Origin of the sequence: Gemmobacter aquarius (assembly GCF_003060865.1) — a bacterium.
Classification (GTDB): domain Bacteria; phylum Pseudomonadota; class Alphaproteobacteria; order Rhodobacterales; family Rhodobacteraceae; genus Paragemmobacter; species Paragemmobacter aquarius.
Map to the genome: position 1 here is coordinate 1,494,632 of NZ_CP028918.1, position 22,733 is coordinate 1,517,364.

Below are 22,733 nucleotides of genomic sequence, written 5' to 3' on the forward strand. Positions count from 1 at the left end.
ATTTGCAAATGCATTTAAATCTGTCTAGCATGATTCATCAGCCCCGAACGCAGCGGCCCGCAGTCTAAGCCGGCAGCCAAACCCGTCAGGGCGCGATGCATAACAGAATGCACGGGTGATGCAGACAGATGCCTCACACCGCGACCTAGAGGGAGATGGAAATGACTTCTGCAAACGTGCTGACCCAGTTGGCGGGCCTGCTCGCCTCGGGCGGGATCGAGGTGGTGGATTGCTCGGGCACGCTCGGCCCCGAAACGCCGCTTCTCAAACTGCCGCCGGATTTCGCCAAGGACACGCCGCCGATCAAGATCCACCGCATCAGCGAATACGATCAGAACGGCCCGTTCTGGGCGTGGAACTGGCTTGAACTGGGCGAACATTCCGGCACCCATTTCGACGCCCCGCACCACTGGATCACCGGCAAGGATTACCCCGACGGCTATACCGACACGCTGAACGTCCAACGCCTTGTCGCCCCCGTCAACGTTCTGGACTTCAGTGCCGAATGCAACGCCAACCCCGATTTCCTGCTGACCATCGATCATGTGAAGGCGTGGGAGGCCAAGCACGGCGCCATCAACGCGGGTGAATGGGTGGTGCTGCGGTCGGACTGGGACGCCCGCGCCCATGACGAGAACCTGTTCCTGAACGCCGATGCCACCGGCCCCCACACGCCGGGCCCGACCGCCGAGGTGATCGAATACCTCATCGCCAAGGGCATCGTCGGCTGGGGCAGCCAGTGCATCGGCACCGATGCAGGCCAAGCGGGCGGCATGACCCCGCCATTCCCGGCGCATAACCTTTTGCACAAGAACAACTGCTTCGGTCTGGCCTCGCTTGCCAACCTGTCGAAACTGCCGGCCAAGGGCGCGATCCTGATCGCGGCACCCTTGAAGATCAAGGAAGGCACGGGTTCCCCGATCCGCGCCTTGGCACTGGTTCCCAAGGGCTGAACGATGCAGTCCCCCGACCACATCATCATCGGCTCCGGCATCAACGCGCTTGTGGCGGGGGCTTTGCTCTCGCTCAAGGGAAAGCGCGTCTTGATGCTGGAACGCAGCGATGTGGCGGGGGGCTGCCTGCGAACCGAGGAAATCACCCTGCCGGGCTTCCACCATGATGTGATGGCCGCCACCTGGGTGCTGTTCATGACCTCGCCCGCAGGCGCGGCACTCAGCCCGCATCTGGCGAAACACGGGTTCGACTATTGCCACACCGTCCATCCCACCGCCGTGCTGCGCCCTGACGGGTCGTCGCTGGTGCTTACCACCGACCGCGCCAAGAACGTTGCCACCTTCGACGCCCTCGCAACGGGCGATGGCACCCAGCACGCCGCCGACGTGGGCGGGATCGAAGCCGACGCGCCTTTCCTCTTCTCGCTGCTCGGCGGCGACCTCTGGTCTTGGCCCACGCTGAAACTGCTGATCGGACAGGCCCGCAAACGCGGCCCGCGCGGGCTTGCCGCATGGTTCGGAACTGCCCTTACCCCCGCACGCGGCTGGCTCGAGTCGGGCTACCAAAGCCCGCTCGTCCAAGCCCTTTTCGCCCCGTGGGTGCTGCATTGCGGGTTGACCCCCGAAAGCACCTATTCCGGCAAGATGGGCCAGGTCGTCGCCTTTGCTCTCGAAGCCGCAGGCGCGCCCGTGGTCAAGGGCGGCTCGGGTCAAGCCGTCAAAGCCTTCTGCGCCCTGATCGAGGCGAACGGCGGCGCACTCCGCACCAATGCCGATGTCGCCGAAATCCTGACCGCGAACGACCGCACCACAGGCGTGCGCCTTGCCACCGGCGAAACCATCGCCTGCGCTTCCGTCCTCGCCTCGGTCACGCCAAGCCAACTGACCACCCGCCTTTTGCCCAACGCCGTCCCCGCCACGCAAGCGGCGGCGAAATCCTTCCGCCACGGGCGCGGCAATTTCCAACTGCACTACGCGCTCGACCGCCCGCCCGAATGGCTGGCCAAGGGCCTTGACGATGTCGCGCTGATCCATCTGACCGACGGCATCGACGCCGTCTCGAAATCCGCGAACGAGGCGGAACGCGGCCTTCTGCCCGCCACCCCCACGATCTGCGTGGGCCAACCCCACCGGCTCGACCCCACGCGCTGCCCTGACGGCAAGGCCATCCTCTGGCTGCAAATCCCCGACGCGCCGCGCCACGTCAAAGGGGATGCCGCAGGCGAGATCGCCACGAACGGCTGGGACGAGGCCACCCGCGAAGCCTTTGCCGACCGCATCGAAGCGATCCTTTCCCGCCACATCAAGGATTTCGCCGCAATCAAACTGGCCCGCACCGCCCATTCCCCCGCCGACCTGAACGCGCTCAACATCAACCTCGTCGGCGGCGACCCTTACGGCGGGCTGTGCTCGATCGACCAGTTCTTCCTGTTCCGCCCCTTTGCCGCAGCCCCCGACCTGCCAAAGGGCCTGACGCTCATCGGCGCCTCCACCCATCCCGGCCCCGGCCTTGGCGGCGGGTCCGGCTTCATCGCGGCCAACCGGCTTGCCAAACGGGGGCGCGCATGAACGACGAAGCGCCCCGCAAACCCCGCCTTGGTGAAATCGGCCTGTCGAATTACGCGCCTTACCTGATGAACCGCATCATGGGCCGCTACAACGCGTCCTTGCGCGACGAAATGGCCGACCTTGGCCTGACCACGCCAAAGATGCGTGTCCTTGCCGTGCTGTCGGTGATCGAGGCCCCGCTGATCCGCGATCTTGCGGTCCTGACCGTCATCGAACAATCCACGCTTTCGCGCGCGCTCGACCAGCTTGCCACTGATGGCATGGTCCGGCGCGAGGCTGATCCCGCCGACAGCCGCGCCACCCGCATCCATCTGACGAAAGCGGGCCGCACCACCTTCGAATCGCTCTGGCCCCGCATGGCCGATGCCCACGCCCGCATGTTCAAAGGCATAGACGAAGCCGAGCGCCGCGCCTTTGTCGGCACCTTGCAAAAGATGCTGGCCAATATCCGCAAGCACGAGATCTAGGGAAAAGCCCATGGCCGAACGGTCGTTCAAAGCCGAAGTCGAAGACCTGCGGTTGGGGCAGGGCGAAACCTTCACGGGCGAGGGGATTCTTGCGATCACCAAGGCGCTTCTGGAAAACGGCGTCGGGTACGTCGGCGGCTATCAGGGTGCCCCGATTTCCCACCTGATGGACGTGTTGGCCGATGCCGAAGACCTGCTCACCGAACTTGGCGTGCGGTACGAGGCCAACGCGAACGAGGCCGCCGCCGCCGCCATGCTTGCCGCTTCCGTCCATTACCCGATCCGCGGCGCCGTCACCTTCAAAGGGTCGGTCGGTGTCAACGTGGCCAGTGACGCGCTGGCCAACCTCGCCTCTTCGGGCGTGAACGGCGGCGCGCTTATCATCGTGGGCGAAGATTACGGCGAAGGCTCCAGCATCATGCAGGAACGCAGCCACGCCTTTGCGATGAAATCGCAGTTCTGGCTGCTAGATCCGCGCCCGAACCTGCCCTGCATCACCAAGGCGGTCAAGGACGGGTTCGAGCTTTCGGAAGCCTCCAACACCCCCGTCATGCTGATGGTCCGCATCCGGTCGTGCCATGTCACAGGGTCGTTCACCACCCGCGACAACCAGCGCCCGCCGCTGACCGTGCGCGACGCGCTGTCGAACCCGCAATCCGATTTCGCCCGCGTCGTGCTGCCGCCGATGTCGTTCTCCCATGAACAGGACAAGATCAAGAACCGCTGGCCCGCCGCCGAACGCTTTGTCGTCGACAACGGCCTGAACGAGGTTTTCGGCCCCGCAAACGCCCCTGTCGGCATCGTCCTGCAAGGCGGCATGTACAACGGAGTCATCCGCGCCCTGCAACGCCTCGGCCTCGCTGACCTTTACGGCAACTCCCAAGTCCCGCTCTACGTCCTCAACGTCACCTATCCCCTTGTATCGGAAGAATTCCACCGCTTCTGCGAAGACAAGCGCCACATCCTCGTGGTCGAGGAAGGCCAGCCCGAATTCATCGAACAGCAGCTTTCCACCTTCCTCTACCGCAAGGGCAGCAGCGTCATGCTGCATGGGAAAGACATCTTCCCCATGGCGGGCGAATACACCGGCCAAGTCATGCTCGACAGCCTCTCTGCCTTCCTCAAACAGGCCGCCCCCGACATGCTGCCCGCCCTCGTCCGCGCCCCGAACGAGGAACGCCCCGAAATCCCCGACCTCACGAAAACCGTCCCCATCCGCCCGCCCGGTTTCTGCACCGGCTGCCCCGAACGCCCGATCTTCGCCGCGATGAAGCTGGTGCAGCAGGAAACCGGCAAGTTGCAGATCACCGCCGATATCGGCTGCCACCTCTTCGGCTCGCTGCCGCCGTTCGAGGTGGGGGGCGCCACCATGGGTTACGGCCTCGGCCCCGCCGCCAACGCCGCCTTCGACGGCGGCGGCGAGCGCCGCGCCATCTCGATCATCGGCGACGGCGGCTTTTGGCACAACGGGCTGTCGTCCTCCTTCACCAACATGGCCTTCAACAAATCCGATAGCGTCGCGGTGATCGTCGACAACTACTATTCCGCCGCCACCGGCGGGCAAGACATCATGTCGTCACGTGCCGACAATCCCACCAAAGCGACCAAACACCCCATCTCCAAGGCCTTGCGCGGCATCGGCATCGACTATGTGGTCGAGGTCGACCGCACCTATGACGTGGGCCGCATGCGCGACGTGCTGCGCGAGGCGCTGACGACCGACACGCCGGGGCCAAAGGTCATCGTCGCCTCGTCCGAATGCATGCTGAACAAACAGCGCCGCGAAAAACCCCTCGCCGCGAAAGCCATCCGCGAAGGCCGCCGCGTCGAAGCCCCCCGCTTCGGCATCGACGAAGACATCTGCACCGGCGACCACGCCTGCATCCGCCTGTCGGGCTGCCCCTCGCTGTCCCTGAAACGCCTTGACGACCCCTTGCGCGACGACCCCGTCGCTTCCATCGACCAATCCTGCGTCGGCTGCGGCAACTGCGGCGAGGTGGCTGATGCCGCCGTCCTCTGCCCCAGTTTCTACCGCGCCGATGTGGTGCATAACCCGACGAAACGGGAGGCCCGCCTTGCCGCCTTTTCCGCCCGCGTCACCACATGGCTGCAAGCCCGCCGCGCCGCCAAACGGCTGACATTCGAGGTGCCAGCATGACCCTGCAAGACAGCTTTACCCCGAAACCCGACCCCGCCTTGGGCGGCATCATCAAACTTGCCATCCTCGCCGTCGGCGGGCAGGGCGGGGGCGTGCTGACCGGCTGGATCGAAGCCGTCGCCCGCTCTTCCGGCTACGCGGCGCAGGCCACCTCCGTCGCGGGTGTGTCGCAGCGCACGGGGGCCACGGTCTATTACGTCGAAATGGCGCCGATGCTCGCCACCGGAGCCATGCCCGTCTTCTCGCTGCAACCCGCCGCAGGCGACGTCGACATCATGATCACCGCCGAAATGATGGAGGCGGGGCGTTCGATCATCCGCGGCTTCGTCACTCCCGACCGCACCACGCTCATCACCTCGACCCACCGCGCCCTCGCGGTCTCGGAAAAGATGGTCCCCGGCGACGGCATCGCCGACAGCGCCGAAGTCCTCGCCGCCGCCGAAATCGCCGCCCGCCGCGTCATCGCCGCCGATTTCGACGCGCTTGCCATCGCCCAAGGCTCCGTCATCTCCGCCTCCCTCCTCGGCGCACTCGCCGCCTCCGCAACGCTGCCCTTCCCGCGCGGGGCCTTCGAGGCCGCGATCCGCGCAGGCGGCAAAGGCCTTGAGGCCTCGCTCCGCGCCTTTGCCGCAGGCTTTGACGCCGCCACCACACCGCAGGCCCAAAACGCCGAAGCCGCCGCCAAACCCGCTCCCGAACCCCGAGGCCCCGCAAACCTTCTGGCCGAATGGCAACGGCTCGAGTCCCGCGCCAAAGCCATGCCCGCCCCCGTCGCCGAACTCGCCCTTCCGGGCCTGCAAAAGGTCGTGGGCTTCCAATCCCTCGCATATGGCGCCGACTACCTGACGCGGCTGGAAACGGTCCTCGCCACCGACACCCCCGCCAAATCCTTCGCCCTGTCGCGTGAAGCCGCCAAATACATCGCCAACGCCATGGCTTACGACGATGTGATCCGCGTGGCCGACCTGAAAACACGTGGCACCCGTTTCGACCGCATCACCCGCGAGATGGGCGTCAAGGACCGGAACGTCATGCACCTTACCGAATTCTTCCACCCTAGGGCCGAGGAAATCGCCGGAATGCTTCCCGCCCGCCTTGGTGCCCGAATCCAGTCCAGCCCCAAAGCCATGGCCCGCCTGACAAGGTGGTTCGACAAGGGCCGTCGCCTGCGTACCGACAGCCTGCCCGCCTTCCTGACGCTCTACCTGATCGGCGGCTTGCGCTTCTGGCGCCCCCGCACGCTGCGCCACGCGCAGGAAATGGCCCATCTCGAAAACTGGCTCGCCCTCGCCCTGACCACGGCCGCCCGAAACTACGACCTTGCCGTCGAAATCGTCAAATGCCGCCGCCTTGTGAAAGGCTACTCCGACACCCACGCGCGCGGCCTGTCGAAATTCGACCGCGTGCTCGATGCCATCGCCCTGATCGCCCACCGCGACGACGCCCCCGACTGGGCCCGCCGCCTGCGCGAAGCCGCCCTGAAAGACGAAGAAGGCAAGGCCCTGAACGGCGCAATCGCAACGATCAAATCCTTCGCCTGACGGGCGTTCCGGCTTCATCCTTGCCCAAATACTCGCCAGGGTGAGCCGCAAAGCGGCGAGGGGGCGGCAGCCCCCTTTCCCCCGCCATCCCCCGCGACTGCCTGTCACGGAATAAATTTTAAACTTGAAATTGTTTTCCGCCAATGCCAGCCTAAAACCAGCACAGCAGCCATTCCGCTGCCCGCAAAAGGATACAGGGCCATGAAGATTCTCTGCCTCGGCGGCGGCCCCGCCGGACTTTACTTCGCCATCTCGATGAAACTGCGCGATCCCTCGCATCAGATCACCGTTCTGGAACGCAACCGCGCCAACGACACCTTCGGCTGGGGCGTGGTGCTGTCGGACGATGCCTTGGGCCGGATGCAAAAGAACGATCCCGTTTCCACCCAGTCCATCCGCGACCACTTCGCCTATTGGGACGACATCGCCGTTGTGCATGACGGCGTGCGCAACGTCTCGGGCGGGCATGGCTTTGCGGGCATCGGGCGCAAGCAAATGCTGATCCTGTTGCAAGCCCGCGCCCGCGAACTCGGCGTCGATCTGCAATTCGAGACCGAATTCAAGACCGCCGAGGAATACCGCCGCGTCTATGACATCGTGGTCGCCTGCGACGGCATCAACTCTGCCGTCCGCCGCGAATATGAAAGCACCTTCCAGCCCGACATCGACATGCGCCTGTGCAAATTCGTCTGGCTCGGCACGCAAGCGAAATTCGACGACGCCTTCACCTTCATCTTCGAGAACACCGAACACGGCTGGGTCTGGGCGCACGCCTACCAGTTCGACGCCACCACTGCGACCTTCATCGTCGAATGCACGCAGGAAACGTGGGATCGCTGGGGCTTCGACGCCATGTCCAAGGAAGACACGGTCGAGACCTGCCGCAAGATCTTCGCCAGCCACCTTGGCGGGCATGACCTCATTTCGAACGCCGCCCACCTGCGCGGATCGGCGGTCTGGATGAACTTCCCCCGCGTTGTCTGCAACACGTGGTTCCATGAAAACGTCGTCCTGATGGGTGACGCCGCCGCAACGGGCCACTTCTCGATCGGTTCCGGCACCCGCCTCGCGCTCGACAGTGCCATCGCACTTGCCGAATACCTCCACTCCGAACCGACGATCCAAACCGCCTTCCGGCGCTATCAGGACGAACGCCGTGTCGAAGTGCTGCGCCTGCAATCGGCCGCCCGCAATTCGCTCGAATGGTTCGAACAGGTCGAACGCTACCTCGACATGCCGCCCACGCAATTCGCCTATTCGCTGCTCACCCGCAGCCAGCGCATTTCCCACGAAAACCTGCGCCTGCGCGACCCTGCATGGCTGCGTCAGGCCGAGGATTGGTTCGCCGAGCAAGCGGGTGGCCCGAAAGGCCGCGCGCCGATGTTCGCGCCCTTCACCTTGCGCGACATGGCCTTGCAAAACCGCATCGTCGTCTCGCCCATGGCGCAATACAAGGCGGTCGACGGCTGCCCGACCGACTGGCACTTCGTCCATTACGCCGAACGCGCCAAGGGCGGTGCTGGCCTCGTCTATACCGAAATGACCTGCACCAGCGCGCAGGGCCGCATCACCCCCGGCTGCCCCGGCCTTTACGCGCCCGAACACGAAGCCGCATGGAAACGCCTGACCGATTTCGTCCATACTGAGACCCCTGCAAAAATCTGCTGCCAGATCGGCCACGCAGGCCGCAAGGCCAGCACCCAAGTGGGATGGGAGGAAGGCGACGCCCCCCTGACATCCGGCAACTGGGAGATCATCGCGCCGTCCGCGATTCCGTGGTCGCCCAAAAACGCCACCCCGCGCGAGATGACCCGTGCCGATATGGAGGCCGTCACGCTCGAATTCGTGGCCGCCACCGAAATGGCCAAGCGGGCAGGCTTTGACATGGTCGAGTTGCATGCCGCCCACGGTTACCTCGTGTCGTCCTTCATCTCGCCCGTCTCGAACCACCGCACCGACGCCTACGGCGGCAGCCTCGAGAACCGCATGCGCTGGCCGCTCGAAGTCCTTCGCGCAATGCGCTCGGCATGGGGAAGTGAAAAACCCCTGTCTGTCCGCATCTCGGCGACCGACTGGATGGGCGACGAAGGCGTCACCCCCGCCGAAGCCGTCGAAATCGCCAAGATGTTCGCCGCCAACGGTGCCGATATCATCGACGTCTCGGCTGGCCAGACCAGCACCGATGCCAAACCCGTCTACGGCCGCATGTTCCAGACCCCGTTTTCCGACCGCATCCGAAATGAGGCCGGCATCGCCACCATGGCCGTCGGCAACATCACCGAACCTGACCATGTGAACTCCATCCTCCTCGCAGGGCGGGCCGATCTGGTTTGCCTCGCGCGGCCCCATCTTGCCGATCCCTACTGGACGCTTCACGCCGCCGCCCGTATGGGCGATACCGGAACCGACTGGCCGCTGCCCTACCTTGCCGGGCGCGACCAGCTTTACCGGTTGCAGGCAAAAACGACCGAGGTGCTGCGGGCATGACCGATCTGGCAGGCAAACGCGTGTTGGTGACGGGCGGAGGCTCCGGTGTCGGGGCCGACCTCGCCCGTGGCTTCGCCGCAAAAGGGGCCGAAGTGGTGATCTGCGGCCGCCGCATGGCCGCGTTGGAAGCGGTAGCCACCAGCGTCGGCGGCATCCGCGCCTTGCCCTGTGATGTGACGGATGAGGCCTCGGTCAACGCCCTGTTCAAGGCAGCTGGCCCGCTCGACATCGTCATCGCCAATGCGGGCCAAGCCGACAGCGCCACGCTGGCCAAGACCACGCTCGACCAATGGAACGCCATGATCGCGGCCAACCTGACAGGGGTCTTCCTGACCTTCCGCGCCGGATTGCAGCAATTCAACGGTTGGGGGAGGCTCATTGCGGTCGCCTCGACCGCGGGCGTCAAGGGGTATGCGAAAGTCGCCCCCTATGCCGCCGCCAAACATGGCGTCATCGGCCTGACCCGCTCCGTCGCCCTCGAAATCGCCCGCAAACCGATCACTGCCAACGCGATCTGCCCCGGTTTCCTCGACACCGAAATGACCGACCACTCCATCCGCGTCATTTCCGAAAAGACCGGACGCACCGAAGCCGAGGCCCGCGCCGCCCTCGAATCGCTCAACCCGCAAAACCGCCTGTTCCGCCCTGACGAGGTCACCGCCACCGCGCTCTGGCTTTGCGGTGCAGGCTCGGACGGGGTGAACGGCCAAGCCATTACCCTGTCGGGGGGCGAGGTATGACCGCATCCGACCCCCAAGCGCATGACCCGCTGTCGAAACGCCGCCTGAAACTGTGGATCCGGCTTTTGGGTGTCACCCGCCAAGCCGAAGGGTCTTTGCGCGAGTTCCTCCGCCTGCGCCATGAGACGACCCTGCCGCGCTTCGATGTCATGGCCGCGCTCTACCGCCGCCGCGACGGGGTGACGATGTCCGAACTCAGCCGCATGCTTCTGGTGTCGAACGGCAATGCAACCACCGTGGTGGACCGGCTGGAAAAAGACGGCCTCGTGCGCCGCACGCAATCGGAAACCGACCGCCGCACCGTTTTTGTCGCCCTGACCCCGGAGGGGCTGGCGAGTTTCGAGACGCTGGCGACAGGCCACGAGGCCGAGGTGAACCAGCTTTTCGCCAGCCTGACCGAAAGCGACCTCGACACGCTGACCGATATCTTCAAACGCATGGGAAGCCCGAAATGACCGCGCTTGCGACCCTGAAACCGCAGCATTTCCTGTGGGAGGTGGCAGATCGCATCGGCACGGTGCGGCTGAACCGCCCCGACCGCAAGAATCCGCTGACCTTTGAATCCTACGCCGAACTGCGCGACCTGTTCCGCGATCTGGTCTATGCGTCCGATGTCGATGTGGTGGTCTTTGCCTCGAACGGGGGTAATTTCTGCTCGGGCGGCGATGTGCATGACATCATCGGCCCGCTGATCGGGCTGCCGATGAAGGAGTTGCTCGCCTTTACCCGCATGACCGGCGATCTGGTCAAAGCCATGATCGGCTGCGGCAAACCCATCATCGCCGCCGTCGACGGCGTGGCGGTGGGGGCAGGGGCGATCATCGCCATGGCATCCGACCTGCGCCTTGCCACGCCCGCCGCCAAATGCGCCTTCCTCTTCACCCGCGTCGGCCTTGCCGGTTGCGACATGGGCGCCTGTGCCATGCTCCCGCGCATCATCGGGCAGGGCAGGGCGGCCGAACTGCTCTACACCGGCCGCACGATGCGGGCCGAGGAAGGGGAACGCTGGGGCTTCTGGAACGCGCTGCACGCGCCCGAGGCGCTGGAGGCCGAAGCGATGGCGCTGGCGCGGTCCTTGGCGGCTGGCCCGACCTTTGCCCATTCCATGACCAAGACCCAGCTCAACCACGAATGGAACATGGGGCTGGAACAGGCGATCGAGGCCGAGGCGCAGGCGCAGGCGATCTGCATGCAGACCCGCGATTTCGAACGCGCCTACCGTGCCTTTGTCGCCAAGGAAAAACCGGTCTTTGCGGGCGACTGACCGACCAGATCCGGGTGGCTAAAGCCGGGTGGCTAAAGCCGGGGGGTCAAAGCCGGGGGCCAAAGCCGGGGGCCAACCGGCCCCCCGGACCCCCATTCGGATTTATTCTGTATCGTCACCCTGTTCCCCCGCCGTCGCATGGATATTTGTAGACAGAAAATGAATGATCAGACCTATCAGCACTGGCCGTTCTTCGAGCCGCAGCACCGCGATCTTGCCGCGGCCCTTGAGGCTTGGTGCGCGGCAAACCTGCCCGTTGAGCATGGCGATACCGATGCCGCCTGCCGCGCCTTGGTTGCCGCCTTGGGGCAGGGCGGCTGGCTGCGCCATTCGGGGGCGGGGATGGGCGAACGGCTGGATGTCCGCAGCCTGTGCCTCATCCGCGAGATTTTGGCCCGCCACGACCCCTTGGCCGATTTCGCCTTTGCCATGCAGGGCCTTGGCATGGGCCCCGTGTCGCTGTTCGGCACGACCGACCAGCGCGCATGGCTTGACCGCACCCGCACCGGCACCGCGATTTCGGCTTTTGCGCTGACCGAACCGGGGTCGGGGTCCGACGTGGCCGCCACCGCCAGCACCGCGCGCAAGGTGCAGGGCGGCTGGGTGCTCGACGGCGAGAAGACGTGGATTTCCAATGGCGGCATCGCCGATGTCTACGTCATCTTTGCCCGCACCGGCGAGGCGCCGGGCGCACGCGGCCTTTCCGCCTTTCTGCTGCCAGCCGACACCCCCGGCTTGCAGGTCGCCGAACGCCTGCACACCATCGCCCCCCATCCCCTCGCACGGCTTACCCTGTCCGGCGTCGAACTGCCCGACAGCGCCCTGATCGGCACGACAGGCGCAGGCTTCAAGATCGCCATGTCCACGCTCGACGTCTTCCGCCCCACCGTGGGTGCCGCCGCACTTGGCATGGCGCGGCGCGCGCTTGGCGAAAGCCTGACCCGCACCACCACCCGCAAGATCGGCGGCGAACCCCTCGCCTCGATGCAGATGGTACAAGGCCACCTTGCCGACATGGCGCTGAAAATCGACGCGGCCGCCCTTTTGGTCTATCGCGCCGCATGGACCAAGGACATGGGGGCGGACCGCATCACCCGCGAAGCCGCCATGGCGAAACTTTACGCCACCGAAGCCGCGCAAGAGGTGATCGACATGGCCGTGCAACTGCATGGCGGCGACGGCGTGCGGTCAGGCGCAACCGTCGAGTCGCTTTACCGCGACATCCGCGCGCTGCGTATCTACGAAGGTGCCTCGGACGTGCAACGCATCGTCATCGCGCGAAGCCTGATGCCATGACCTATTCCCGCCAGATCCGTGTCGAGTTCAACCACTGCGACCCCGCGGGTATCGTCTTTTACCCGCGCTATTACGAAATGACCAACTCGACCGTCGAAAACTTCTTCCGCGACCAGATCGGCTGGCCCTTCGAGGCGATGATGGCGCAAGGCATCGGCGTGCCCACCGTGCGGATCGAAACCGATTTCCGCGCCCCCTCGCGCCTTGGCGACCTGCTGGACTGGACGCTGGACCTGACCCGCCTTGGCCATGCCTCGGCCACGCTGCGTCTGACCGCCACCTGCGGCGGGCAAGAGCGGCTTGTCGTCACGCTTACGCTCGTCTGGCTTGGCCCCGACCACCGCCCCGCCCCTTGGCCCGAAACCGTCCGCCCCCGCCTTGCCGCGCATCTTCAGGAGACGCCATGACCCTCTCTCCGCATCAGGTCTTGCACCCCGCCCATTGGAAAGCTGCCCGCGGCTACGCCAACGGCATGGCGGCGACGGGGCGCATGGTCTTTACCGGCGGCATCATCGGCTGGAACGCCGCGCAGGAATTCGAGACCGACGATTTCGCGCAGCAGGCGGGCCAAGCCCTGCGCTCTATCGTCGAGGTGCTGGCCGAAGCGGGTGCACGCCCCGAACATCTGGTGCGGCTGACATGGTATGTCACCGACAAGGCCGAATACCTCGCTTCGCTCAAGGCGCTTGGCCAGCAGTACCGCACCCATATCGGCGCGCATTACCCCGCCATGGCGCTGGTGCAGGTCGTGGCGCTGGTGGAAGACCGCGCCAAGGTAGAGATCGAGGCGACGGCGGTGATTCCGTAACCCCCTTTCCGTGTCGCTGCGCCAAATCCCCCGAACCCCCGCGCACCGTGCGAAATCCTGTCGGTAGCGCCATAGGGCTGTGTGGCTGCCCATCCGCACGGGGCCAAACGGCGGGCTTTCGACAAATCCTGTTCACAGCGCCCCCTAGGCGTGATTGAAAAGGGTCAAGGCCAGCGTTTGGCGTGTCCCTGTCACAAAGCCCGGTTTGCAGGAAAGATGGAACAACCCGCCACTCCCCGAAAGCCCGTGCCGCTTCGCAAATGGCTGTGGAATTCCTATGTCCGGGCCGCGCTCGTACCGCTTTTGCTGATCGAGCTTGGCTTTGTCGGGCTTTACTGGGGCACCAGCCGCGTCGTCTATGACCGCGGCGCCGTGGCCGTTACCAAACTCGCCACCGACGCCCTGACCGATGCCGCACAGCGCGAAGGCCAGGTCATAGCGCGGCGTCTGGAAAAGATTGCCGCCCTCACCGGCGTTTTCGCCGAGGAAACCGCCCGCGCCCTGACAACACCCGCCGATGCCACACCCGGCGAAAAGGCGCGCTACGCGCTGTCACCCGATGGCAGCTTTTACACCACAAGCGACACGGGCGGCGCTGCGGTCTTTTATTCCGGCGTGGTTCCGGTGGGCGAGGCCGAACGGCAAAAGGTCTGGCGCACGGTCAGGCTCGATCCGCTGATGAAATCGATCACCGCGACCGATCCGCTGATCCAGCAGATCTATTTCAACACCCATGACAGCTATAACCGCATCTATCCCTATTTCGACGTGCTGGGCATCTACCCGCCCAAAATGGATATCCCGAGCTACAATTTCTATTACGAGGCCGATGCCATCCATAACCCCGACCGCAAGGTGGTGTGGACCGATTCTTACGTCGATCCTGCGGGTTCGGGCTGGATGGTTTCGGCCATCGCGCCCGCTTACGGGCCCGACCGGCTCGAAGCGGTTGCGGGTATCGATGTCACAATCAGTTCCATCGTCGATCAGGTCCTGAACCTGAATCTGCAAGGCGACGGTTACGCCATCCTCGTCAGCCGCGATGGCACCATCCTTGCCCTGCCGCCACAGGGCGAGCGCGATTTCGGGCTGAGCGAGCTTTTGACCCACAGCTACGAGCAGGCGATCAAGGAAGACACGTTCAAGCCGGGCGAATTCAACATCTTCCGCCGCGCCGACCTTTCGGTGATCGCAAACGCGCTGCAATCCTCGGACAGCGGCAACCAGAGGGTCGACCTCGGCCAGCCGATGATCGCCGCTTGGTCGACAGTCGCCGGTCCCGACTGGAAGCTTGTCGTGCTGGCAAGCGAGGCAAGCATCCTGACCGAAGCCACCTCGCTGCGCGAACAACTGGCGCTGGTCAGCAAGCTGATGCTCGGCGGGCTGGTGCTGTTCTACCTTCTGTTCTTCGCCTTCCTCTGGCGCCGTTCTGCCGCCATGAGCGAACGCGTCGCCCGCCCGCTTGCGGAAATCGAGGCGAACATGCAGCGCATCTCCGAGGGTGGCCGCATGTCGGATCGTCCGGCCTACGGGGTCGCAGAACTTCAGGCCGTGGGCGACCATCTGGTCAGCATGGGCAGCAAGCTCGACGCGGCAAACCGTGCCAAGGCCAATTTCCTGTCGGCCATGAGCCATGAATTGCGCACCCCGCTCAACGCGATCCTCGGCTTTTCCGAGCTTCTGGAGATGTCGAAGGGCGACAGGCTGGACGAGACGAACATGCGGCAGGTCAAGGCCATCTCGCGCGCGGGCTGGCATCTTTTGCAACTGGTCGAAGGTGTGATCGACCTGAGCCGCATCGAACAGGACGAAATCCGCCTGACGATGGGACCGCTCGATCCGATGCCCGTCTTGCGCGATGCGCGCGACACCGTGCTTCCCGCCATCGGCGACCGCAAGATCACCGTCACCATCGCCAAACCCGCAAGCCCCCTACCGCAGGTCCGGGCCGACCGCGAGGTTCTTGGCCGCATCGTCACCCATCTTCTGTCCAACGCGGTCAAGTACAACCGCGACGGCGGTTCGGTCAGCATCGGATACGACACCTCCGATCCCGCCACGCTGGCCTTTACCGTGACCGACAGCGGCGTCGGCATCGACCCCGAATTGCATGGGCGGGTGTTTATCCCGTTCGACCGCCTCGGCCATGAGAACGGCACGATCAGCGGCACCGGAATCGGCCTTGCGATCTGCAAGCGGCTTGCCGACCTGACGGGATGCACGCTGTCCTTCACCAGCGAAAGCGGCAAGGGTACGGTGTTCATCCTGCGGGTCCCCCGCGCCTGAGCAGCCGCCCCGCATCCCGCGACACAGCCCCCCGCATGCGCCCCGCCTTGCATCCCCCGCGTCGCCTGCCTAGCCTTCCCTCAACAGGAGAGCCAAATGACGCACCAGAGCCGCACCGTCCATCTGTCGGATTACCAGCCCTTCACCCATCTCGTCACCCGCGTCGCCCTGACCTTCCGCCTTGCGCCACGCGCCACCGAAGTTGCGGCCACCCTGCACTTCGCCCCCAACCCCGCCCGCCCCGGCAGGCACGACCTGCGCCTCGACGGCGAGAACCTGACGCTGAAATCCCTGACCCTGAACGGCAAGCCGCTCGACATCATCCCCGATGCGACCGGCCTGACCATCCCCGCAAGCCTGCTTCCCGACGCGCCCTTCATTCTTGAAACGCTGGTCGAGATCAGCCCCGAAACCAACACCGCGCTCGAAGGGCTTTACATGTCGCGCGGCATGTATTGCACCCAATGCGAGGCCGAAGGTTTCCGCAAGATCACCTTCTATCCCGACCGCCCCGATGTGATGGCCCGCTTCCGCGTGCGCGTGGAATCCGACCTGCCGGTGCTGCTGTCCAACGGCAACCCCGCAGGGCAGGGCGCTGCTTGGGCCGAATGGGACGACCCATGGCCCAAACCCGCCTATCTTTTCGCGCTCGTCGCGGGCGATCTCAAGGCCCATTCCGCGCTCTTTACCACCGCCTCGGGCTCCCCCGTGCAACTGAACATCTGGGTCCGCCCCGGCGACGAAAACCGCTGCGCCTATGCGATGGACAGCCTGATCCGCTCGATGACTTGGGATGAACGGGTCTACGGGCGCGAATACGACCTGTCGGTGTTCAACATCGTCGCGGTCGACGATTTCAACATGGGCGCGATGGAGAACAAGGGACTGAACATCTTCAACTCCAAATTCGTCCTCGCCAGCCCCGAAACCGCGACCGACGATGATTTTGGCCGGATCGAGGCGATCATCGCCCATGAATATTTCCACAACTGGACCGGCAACCGCATCACCTGCCGCGACTGGTTCCAGCTTTGCCTGAAAGAGGGTCTCACCGTCTTCCGCGACCAGCAGTTCTCCGGTGACATGCGGTCACACGCCGTCAAACGCATCGAAGACGTCCTGCTGCTGCGCGCCCGCCAGTTCCGCGAAGACGGCGGCCCGCTCGCCCATCCCGTCCGGCCAGACAGCTTTGTCGAGATCAACAATTTCTACACCGCCACGGTCTATGAAAAGGGTGCCGAGCTGATCGGCATGCTCAAACGCCTCGTCGGTGACGACAGCTATGCAAAGGCGCTCGACCTTTACTTCACCCGCCATGACGGCGAAGCCGCCACCATCGAAGACTGGCTCCGCGTCTTCGAAGACACCACCGGCCGCGATCTCGCGCAGTTCAAACGCTGGTATACCGAAGCCGGAACCCCCCGCGTAAGCGTGACCGAGGCTTGGGACGGCAAGACCTATGCCCTGACCCTGCGGCAGGAAAACCCGCCCACCCCCGGCCAGCCGGACAAACTGCCCAAGGTCATCCCCGTGGCTTTGGGCCTTTTGAACCCGAATGGCGACGAGATCCTGCCCACCACCGTGCTCGAATTGACCGAACCCGAACAAACATTCACATTCTCTGCCGCCACCCGCCCGATCCCGTCGCTCTTGCGCGGCTTTTCCGCCCCCGTGATCCTCGAACGCCAAGCCAGCCCCGAAGAACGCGCCTTTATGCTGGCCCATGACACCGACCCGTTCAACAAATGGGAGGCAGGCCGCGCGCTTGCCAAGGACGTGTTGGCGCGGATGATCGTGGACGGCGCATCGCCCGGCCCCGACTGGCTCGACGCGCTTGCCCGCGTGACGCTCGACGACACGCTCGACCCCGCCTTCCGCGCGCTGGCCCTGCGCCTTCCGGCCGAAGATGACATGGCCGCCACGCTCCACGCAGCGGGTATCACCCCGGATCCGGCCCGCATTCACGCCGAACGCCGCGGCATGGGCGATGCCTTGGCACGCCACCTTGCCCCGCAGCTGCCCGCGTTGATCGCAGCACTCGCCGAACCCGGCCCCTTCACGCCCGACGCCCGCGCCGCAGGCCGCCGTGCCCTGCGCCTTGCCTGCCTGTCGCTTCTGTCGCGCACCGATGGAGGTGCCGCCGCCCGCGCCGCCCATGTTCGCGCCGACAATATGACGGAAGACGCAGGCACCCTTGTCTGCCTGCTCGACATCGGCGAGGGGGCCGCTGAGGTGCAGCGTTTCGCCGCCCGCTGGGGAGATGACCGCAACGTCATGGACAAATGGTTCGCCCTGCAGATCGCCTTTGCAGCCCCCGACCGTGTGGCCGGCGTGGCCGGGGCGCTGACCCGACACCCGGCTTTCGACTGGAAAAATCCCAACCGCTTTCGCGCGGTTCTTGGCGCGCTTTCGGCCCATCACGCAGGCTTCCATCACGCCAGCGGATCGGGCTACCGGATTCTGGCCGACTGGCTGCTGCGGCTCGATCCCCTGAACCCGCAGACTGCCGCCCGCATGTCGACCGCATATGAGACATGGCCGCGCTACAACGCCGACCGCAGCAGCCTCGTGCAGGCGGAACTCGCCCGCATGGCCGCAGCGCCGGGCCTTAGCCGCGATCTGGCCGAGATGGTCGACCGGATGCGAAGCGCTGGTTGAGGGCACGATTTTTCTGCGAAAAATCTGGCGCCCTTCCGGTCAGGGACCGCGCCCTTGGCTGCCGCTTGCATGAGTATTTGAGCAAAGGTGAAACATGCAGGCCACGTTAACCCTGGCGGAACGGTGCAGGACGGGCTGATTTTTCGCAGAAAAATCGTTGCCCGGTTAGGCGTGGTGTGAGGCGTGGTTCAGATCGCGCAATAGGGCTGGCTACGGGTCCAGGCCGACATCGCGGCGCGTTTCGTGGCGTCGCGCATCGGCATCCAGTCGCGACCGGCGCCCTGACGGCCGGATCCCGCGACCACGCCGTCGCTTGCAACCGCAGAAGCCACGATCTTGGCCGCACAGGCAAGGTTTCCTGCCCCGTCCTTCAGCTCGGCCGAGGTATCTGCCTCGCAGCCGTGCAGGTCGGCGGTGCGCGGCGAGATCTGCATCACTCCGATATAGCGCCCGCCACCGCCCGCCGCTTGCGGGTTCCAGCTGCTTTCGTAGCGCGCAACAGCCGACATCATCCCTGCCCAGAAGGCGCGACGTTCGGTCATTGTGGCGCTCTCGTAGCCGGGACACCAGGTTTCGATATCGGCGGGCACCGCTCCGGCCAGCGCATCGTCTTGCTCTGCCAGTGCCGTCAGCGTCTTGCCGGTCCAGTCCTTGGCTTCGGGCCGCATATCCCATTGCATCGGCGGCACCATGCCGCTGGTCGAAAGCTGGGCGGTTCCGGGTGCTTCCATGCAGCCCGCCAGCGCGGTCAGGCCCAGAAACGATAGCGAAAGCAGGAACTGTCTTTGCGGCATTGGCCCGTCGTCGGTGGCGATGCGTCATTGCGCAACTCCGGAGTGATGCCAAGCGCGCGGCGGCGCTGTCCACCCTGACGCAGGCTGCCCGCCCGAGATCGGCGCGTTTCCGCCGCCATGCCGTCGCGGCTATTTATGCAACCTGCCGCGTTACCGCCCCGATGCTGCCACGTTTCCCCTTTACCGAAAGGGTCCTGTGCAGGTGCGAGACGGTTTTGCCCATGATGTCTTTTCGACCCATTCCCAAGCGGGCAAAGCCCCTCGCCAGTGCCCTTGGTGGTTTGGCCGAAGCGGTTTTGTTCATTTGCCTCATCCCCGCGATCCTGATTCTCGCGGCAATCGAGGCCCGGCGCAGCCCGCGCCCGTCGCAGCCCCTACTTGAAGACCGGCAGCATCGCGCCTAGACAGTCGGGCAAACGGCCAAAAGGACGGCACCGATGCTCGATCTTTCCTATCAGACCCCCAAACCCAAAGTGATCGCGGGCGCGACCGGCGATTGGGAACTGGTGATCGGCATGGAAATCCATGCTCAGGTCGCCTCGAACGCCAAGTTGTTCTCGGGCGCGTCCACGCAAGTGGGGTCTGAACCCAATTCGAACGTGGCCTTCGTCGACGCAGCCATGCCCGGCATGCTGCCCGTCATAAACGCATATTGCATCGAACAGGCGGTGCGCTCGGGTCTTGGCCTGAAAGCGCATATCAACCTGACGAGCGCCTTTGACCGCAAGAACTACTTCTACCCCGACCTGCCGCAGGGCTACCAGATCAGCCAGCTTTACCACCCCATCGTGGGCGAGGGCGAAGTGCTGGTCGACATGGGCGCGGGCATCGCGCGTCTGGTGCGGATCGAACGCATCCACCTTGAACAGGATGCGGGAAAATCGATTCATGACATGGACCCGACCATGTCCTTTGTCGATTTCAACCGTACCGGCGTGGCGTTGATGGAGATCGTCAGCCGCCCCGACATCCGCGGCCCCGAAGAAGCCGCGGCCTATGTGTCGAAACTGCGCCAGATCCTGCGTTACCTTGGCACCTGCGATGGCAACATGCAGAACGGCAACCTGCGAGCCGATGTGAACGTGTCGGTCTGCCGTCCGGGGCAGTATGAGAAATATCAGGCCACGCAAGACTTTGGCCACCTCGGCACGCGCTGCGAGATCAAGAACATGAACTCGCTGCGCTTCATCCAGCAGGCGATCGACCATGAGGCCCGCCGCCAGATCGCCATTCTGGAAGATGGCGGCAAGGTGATGCAGGAAACCCGGCTTTATGACCCCGACAAGGGCGAGACGCGGTCGATGCGGTCCAAGGAAGAAGCCCATGATTACCGCTACTTCCCCTGTCCCGACCTGCTGCCGCTGGAAATCGAACAGGCCTGGGTCGATGACATCGCGGCGTCGATGCCCGAACTGCCAGACGCCAAAAAGGCCCGCTTCATGGCTGATTTCGGCCTGACCGATTACGATGCCAACGTGCTGACCGCCGAACTCGAATCCGCCGGTTTCTTCGAGGCCGTGGCACAGGGGCGTGATGGCAAAACCTCGGCTAACTGGGTCATCAACGAGCTTTTCGGTCGCTTGAACAAAGAGGGCAAGGCAATCGCAGACAGCCCCGTGTCGGCAGCGCAGCTTGGCGGAATGCTCGATCTTCTGGCCAGTGGCGAGATCACCGGCAAGATGGCCAAGGACCTTTTCGAACTTATCTGGACGGAAGGCGGCGACCCCGCCGAAGTGGCCGCAAAGCATGGCATGAAGGCCGTGACCGATACCGGAGCGATCGAAGAGGCGCTGGACCAGCTGATCGAAGCCAACCCCGCGCAGGTGGAAAAGGCCAAGGTCAACGCCAAGCTGGCAGGCTGGTTCACCGGACAGGTGTTGAAGGCAACCGGCGGCAAGGCCGATCCGGCGGTCGTCAATGCCATGGTCGCGCAGAAATTGGGACTCTGATTACGATCCCCGCGCAAGCGGGGAGTTCGCCGCGCCTTGCCCTTCCTTATGCAATGGAACAAGATTGTCATGCAGCGCTTTGAATTCAAAGTCATTCCTGCCCCCGCCGTGGAGAAAAGGCGCGTGACGCCAAGACGAGCGAGGATCGTTTCGCCCTAGCCCTGACCACGCTGATGAACAAGATGGGTGCCGAGGGCTGGGATTACCTTCGCGCCGACACATTGCCGGTCGACGAGCGGAGCGGTCTGACCGGCACCAAGACGACGCTGCAAAATCTGCTCGTCTTTCGCCGGCCCTTGGGCGAAGGCGTGGATATGCCGCTGGTTGCACCCCTCGTCGCAACCGTGCCGCGCCTTGGCCCCGCGACCGAAGCGCCGCTTGGTCCTGCGCCGGCGGTAAAGCTGGACAAATAGCCCAGGGCCCAGCCGTTAGCCTGCCGCTAGCCCGCCGCAAGCAGCTCTGTCAGCACCTCGGGCAAGACAGCGGCCAGAACCTCCATCTCAGCCGGACCACCAACCGAAATGCGGATGCAGCGGTCCAGCGGGGCCACACCCGGCATCCGCACGAAAACGCCGCGCGTGACCAGACCCGCCAGCACGGCCCGCGCATGGTCACCGTCTTGCCCGCAATCCACCGTCACGAAATTGGTGGCCGAGGGCAGGGGCACCAGACCGTTTTCCGTCGCGATCCGAGCGATCGCCCCGCGCCCCGCCTCGACGTGCATCTTGACCGACCCGAGCCAGTCCTGATCGGCCAGCGCGGCCAAAGCTCCGGCCTGCGCCACGCGGCCCAGCCCGAAATGGTTTCGTACCTTGTCGAAGGCCCCGATCAATCCGGGCGCGCCGATGGCATAACCGACCCGCAGCCCCGCCAGCCCGTAGCCCTTGGAAAAGGTCCGCATGCGGATCACGCGGGGATCATCGGCCGCGATCACCGGAACCGTACCTGCGGGGGCGAGGTCGCAATAGGCCTCGTCGAGCAGCAAAACACAGCCCTCGGGCACCGCCGCAACCATCGCCTCGACCGCCGCCGCGCCGTGCCATGATCCCATCGGATTGTCCGGATTGGCGAAATAGACCAGCTTCGCCCCGACCTCTGCCGCCTTTGCAAGCAGAGCGTGCGGGTCTTCGTGGTCGCCCGCATAGGGCACGCGGAAAAGCGTGCCGCCAAAGCCTGCCACGTGGAAATTGAACGTCGGATATGCCCCGGCCGAGGTCACCACCGCATCACCCGGCCCGACCAGCAAGCGCAGCAGATAGCCGAGAAGCCCGTCGATCCCCTCGCCCACGACGATATGCGCGGGCGTCACGCCATGATGCGCGGCCAATGCGGCGCGCAGATTATGCACCTCGGGGTCGCCATACATCCATGCGTCTTTCGCCGCCCGCTCCATCGCCGCTATCGCCTTTGGCGACGGGCCGAACAGGCTTTCGTTGGCCCCCAGCCGGGCGCGAAAGGCACGACCGGTCAGGCGTTCCTGCGTCTCGGGGCCGACGAAGGGCACGGTTGCGGGAAGCGAGGCGGAGAGAGGGGTGAAACGCGGTCCGGTCATGCCCCGATTGGTCCCCAAAGCAACGTCGACCGCAAGGGTGGAAAAATCTTCGCCGAAGATTTTTCGCCGCCTATGGCATGCTGCCGGTTTCGGGCGGCAGGCCGTCGCGCCAAAGATTTTCGCCGAAAATCTTTGGCTGCCGTGCCGCATCCGTCGAAAAGCAAGGGGGGCTGCTCGCCCCCCTCGACCCTGCGGGTCTCACCCCCTCGGG

At 64.8% G+C, this 22,733-nt stretch carries 18 protein-coding genes; 16 read left to right on the forward strand and 2 right to left on the reverse strand.

Annotated features, from left to right (window positions below; translation table 11 throughout):
• Positions 1-161 precede the first annotated feature (161 nt).
• The 14 genes from HYN69_RS07175 (at position 162) to pepN (ending at position 18,227) form a co-directional block, all read left to right on the forward strand.
• Entirely contained in the window at positions 162-953 is a 792-nt protein-coding gene (locus HYN69_RS07175; protein ID WP_108437077.1) for a cyclase family protein, read from the forward strand.
• 3 nt (positions 954-956) lie between these two features.
• Positions 957-2,522 (forward strand): phytoene desaturase family protein, encoded by a 1,566-nt coding sequence (locus tag HYN69_RS07180; RefSeq protein ID WP_108435143.1) that lies wholly within the window; start codon positions 957-959, stop codon positions 2,520-2,522.
• The gene (locus HYN69_RS07185; RefSeq protein WP_108435144.1) at positions 2,519-2,989 is read left to right on the forward strand and encodes a MarR family winged helix-turn-helix transcriptional regulator; all 471 of its coding nucleotides are present in this window, start codon (positions 2,519-2,521) and stop codon (positions 2,987-2,989) included. Before HYN69_RS07180 ends, HYN69_RS07185 begins: the two co-directional genes overlap by 4 nt.
• A 10-nt stretch (positions 2,990-2,999) precedes the next feature.
• Positions 3,000-5,147 (forward strand): thiamine pyrophosphate-dependent enzyme, encoded by a 2,148-nt coding sequence (locus tag HYN69_RS07190; RefSeq protein WP_108435145.1) that lies wholly within the window; start codon positions 3,000-3,002, stop codon positions 5,145-5,147.
• On the forward strand, positions 5,144-6,688 hold the full coding sequence (locus HYN69_RS07195; RefSeq protein WP_108435146.1) for an indolepyruvate oxidoreductase subunit beta family protein: 1,545 nt from the start codon (positions 5,144-5,146) through the stop codon (positions 6,686-6,688). Before HYN69_RS07190 ends, HYN69_RS07195 begins: the two co-directional genes overlap by 4 nt.
• A 201-nt stretch (positions 6,689-6,889) precedes the next feature.
• Entirely contained in the window at positions 6,890-9,175 is a 2,286-nt protein-coding gene (locus HYN69_RS07200) for a bifunctional salicylyl-CoA 5-hydroxylase/oxidoreductase (protein WP_108435147.1), read from the forward strand.
• Positions 9,172-9,915, forward strand: coding sequence for an SDR family NAD(P)-dependent oxidoreductase (locus tag HYN69_RS07205; RefSeq protein WP_108435148.1), 744 nt, complete (start codon positions 9,172-9,174; stop codon positions 9,913-9,915). Before HYN69_RS07200 ends, HYN69_RS07205 begins: the two co-directional genes overlap by 4 nt.
• Complete coding sequence (locus HYN69_RS07210; RefSeq protein WP_108435149.1) at positions 9,912-10,370, forward strand: MarR family winged helix-turn-helix transcriptional regulator; 459 nt, start codon at positions 9,912-9,914, stop codon at positions 10,368-10,370. The genes HYN69_RS07205 and HYN69_RS07210 overlap by 4 nt, the downstream gene beginning before the upstream one ends.
• On the forward strand, positions 10,367-11,179 hold the full coding sequence (locus HYN69_RS07215) for an enoyl-CoA hydratase family protein (protein ID WP_108435150.1): 813 nt from the start codon (positions 10,367-10,369) through the stop codon (positions 11,177-11,179). Before HYN69_RS07210 ends, HYN69_RS07215 begins: the two co-directional genes overlap by 4 nt.
• A 159-nt stretch (positions 11,180-11,338) precedes the next feature.
• Positions 11,339-12,475 (forward strand): acyl-CoA dehydrogenase family protein, encoded by a 1,137-nt coding sequence (locus tag HYN69_RS07220; protein ID WP_108435151.1) that lies wholly within the window; start codon positions 11,339-11,341, stop codon positions 12,473-12,475.
• The gene (locus tag HYN69_RS07225; RefSeq protein WP_108435152.1) at positions 12,472-12,882 is read left to right on the forward strand and encodes an acyl-CoA thioesterase; all 411 of its coding nucleotides are present in this window, start codon (positions 12,472-12,474) and stop codon (positions 12,880-12,882) included. The genes HYN69_RS07220 and HYN69_RS07225 overlap by 4 nt, the downstream gene beginning before the upstream one ends.
• A complete protein-coding gene (locus tag HYN69_RS07230; protein WP_108435153.1) occupies positions 12,879-13,283 on the forward strand; it encodes a RidA family protein in 405 nt (134 codons plus the stop codon). The genes HYN69_RS07225 and HYN69_RS07230 overlap by 4 nt, the downstream gene beginning before the upstream one ends.
• A 216-nt stretch (positions 13,284-13,499) precedes the next feature.
• On the forward strand, positions 13,500-15,569 hold the full coding sequence (locus HYN69_RS07235; RefSeq protein WP_108435154.1) for a sensor histidine kinase: 2,070 nt from the start codon (positions 13,500-13,502) through the stop codon (positions 15,567-15,569).
• Between the two features lie 96 nt (positions 15,570-15,665).
• The gene (gene pepN / locus HYN69_RS07240; RefSeq protein ID WP_108435155.1) at positions 15,666-18,227 is read left to right on the forward strand and encodes an aminopeptidase N; all 2,562 of its coding nucleotides are present in this window, start codon (positions 15,666-15,668) and stop codon (positions 18,225-18,227) included.
• Between the two features lie 188 nt (positions 18,228-18,415).
• Here pepN and HYN69_RS07245 read toward each other — a convergent pair whose 3' ends face one another.
• Positions 18,416-19,021, reverse strand: coding sequence for a transglycosylase SLT domain-containing protein (locus HYN69_RS07245; protein ID WP_108435156.1), 606 nt, complete (start codon positions 19,019-19,021; stop codon positions 18,416-18,418).
• Between the two features lie 437 nt (positions 19,022-19,458).
• Between HYN69_RS07245 and gatB the strand changes: the two genes are divergently transcribed.
• Positions 19,459-20,970, forward strand: a complete 1,512-nt coding sequence (gatB, locus tag HYN69_RS07255; RefSeq protein WP_108435158.1) for an Asp-tRNA(Asn)/Glu-tRNA(Gln) amidotransferase subunit GatB — start codon at positions 19,459-19,461, stop codon at positions 20,968-20,970.
• 173 nt (positions 20,971-21,143) lie between these two features.
• Complete coding sequence (locus HYN69_RS07260) at positions 21,144-21,383, forward strand: hypothetical protein (protein WP_230426519.1); 240 nt, start codon at positions 21,144-21,146, stop codon at positions 21,381-21,383.
• A gap of 26 nt (positions 21,384-21,409) precedes the next feature.
• Here the strand turns inward: HYN69_RS07260 and HYN69_RS07265 are convergent, their stop codons facing one another.
• The gene (locus HYN69_RS07265; protein WP_108437078.1) at positions 21,410-22,522 is read right to left on the reverse strand and encodes a pyridoxal phosphate-dependent aminotransferase; all 1,113 of its coding nucleotides are present in this window, start codon (positions 22,520-22,522) and stop codon (positions 21,410-21,412) included.
• Positions 22,523-22,733: the final 211 nt, after the last annotated feature.

What these genes read in the sequence shown, in the direction of transcription:
- HYN69_RS07260 (WP_230426519.1), top strand. Translation starts at nt 21,144, where the DNA reads ATGAACAAGATGGGTGCCGAGGGCTGGGATTACCTTCGCGCCGACACA.
- HYN69_RS07245 (WP_108435156.1), bottom strand. Translation starts at nt 19,021, where the DNA reads ATGCCGCAAAGACAGTTCCTGCTTTCGCTATCGTTTCTGGGCCTGACC.
- HYN69_RS07205 (WP_108435148.1), top strand. Translation starts at nt 9,172, where the DNA reads ATGACCGATCTGGCAGGCAAACGCGTGTTGGTGACGGGCGGAGGCTCC.
- HYN69_RS07225 (WP_108435152.1), top strand. Translation starts at nt 12,472, where the DNA reads ATGACCTATTCCCGCCAGATCCGTGTCGAGTTCAACCACTGCGACCCC.
- HYN69_RS07235 (WP_108435154.1), top strand. Translation starts at nt 13,500, where the DNA reads ATGGAACAACCCGCCACTCCCCGAAAGCCCGTGCCGCTTCGCAAATGG.
- HYN69_RS07175 (WP_108437077.1), top strand. Translation starts at nt 162, where the DNA reads ATGACTTCTGCAAACGTGCTGACCCAGTTGGCGGGCCTGCTCGCCTCG.
- HYN69_RS07190 (WP_108435145.1), top strand. Translation starts at nt 3,000, where the DNA reads ATGGCCGAACGGTCGTTCAAAGCCGAAGTCGAAGACCTGCGGTTGGGG.
- HYN69_RS07210 (WP_108435149.1), top strand. Translation starts at nt 9,912, where the DNA reads ATGACCGCATCCGACCCCCAAGCGCATGACCCGCTGTCGAAACGCCGC.
- HYN69_RS07220 (WP_108435151.1), top strand. Translation starts at nt 11,339, where the DNA reads ATGAATGATCAGACCTATCAGCACTGGCCGTTCTTCGAGCCGCAGCAC.
- pepN (WP_108435155.1), top strand. Translation starts at nt 15,666, where the DNA reads ATGACGCACCAGAGCCGCACCGTCCATCTGTCGGATTACCAGCCCTTC.
- HYN69_RS07195 (WP_108435146.1), top strand. Translation starts at nt 5,144, where the DNA reads ATGACCCTGCAAGACAGCTTTACCCCGAAACCCGACCCCGCCTTGGGC.
- HYN69_RS07185 (WP_108435144.1), top strand. Translation starts at nt 2,519, where the DNA reads ATGAACGACGAAGCGCCCCGCAAACCCCGCCTTGGTGAAATCGGCCTG.
- HYN69_RS07215 (WP_108435150.1), top strand. Translation starts at nt 10,367, where the DNA reads ATGACCGCGCTTGCGACCCTGAAACCGCAGCATTTCCTGTGGGAGGTG.
- gatB (WP_108435158.1), top strand. Translation starts at nt 19,459, where the DNA reads ATGCTCGATCTTTCCTATCAGACCCCCAAACCCAAAGTGATCGCGGGC.
- HYN69_RS07180 (WP_108435143.1), top strand. Translation starts at nt 957, where the DNA reads ATGCAGTCCCCCGACCACATCATCATCGGCTCCGGCATCAACGCGCTT.
- HYN69_RS07230 (WP_108435153.1), top strand. Translation starts at nt 12,879, where the DNA reads ATGACCCTCTCTCCGCATCAGGTCTTGCACCCCGCCCATTGGAAAGCT.
- HYN69_RS07200 (WP_108435147.1), top strand. Translation starts at nt 6,890, where the DNA reads ATGAAGATTCTCTGCCTCGGCGGCGGCCCCGCCGGACTTTACTTCGCC.
- HYN69_RS07265 (WP_108437078.1), bottom strand. Translation starts at nt 22,522, where the DNA reads ATGACCGGACCGCGTTTCACCCCTCTCTCCGCCTCGCTTCCCGCAACC.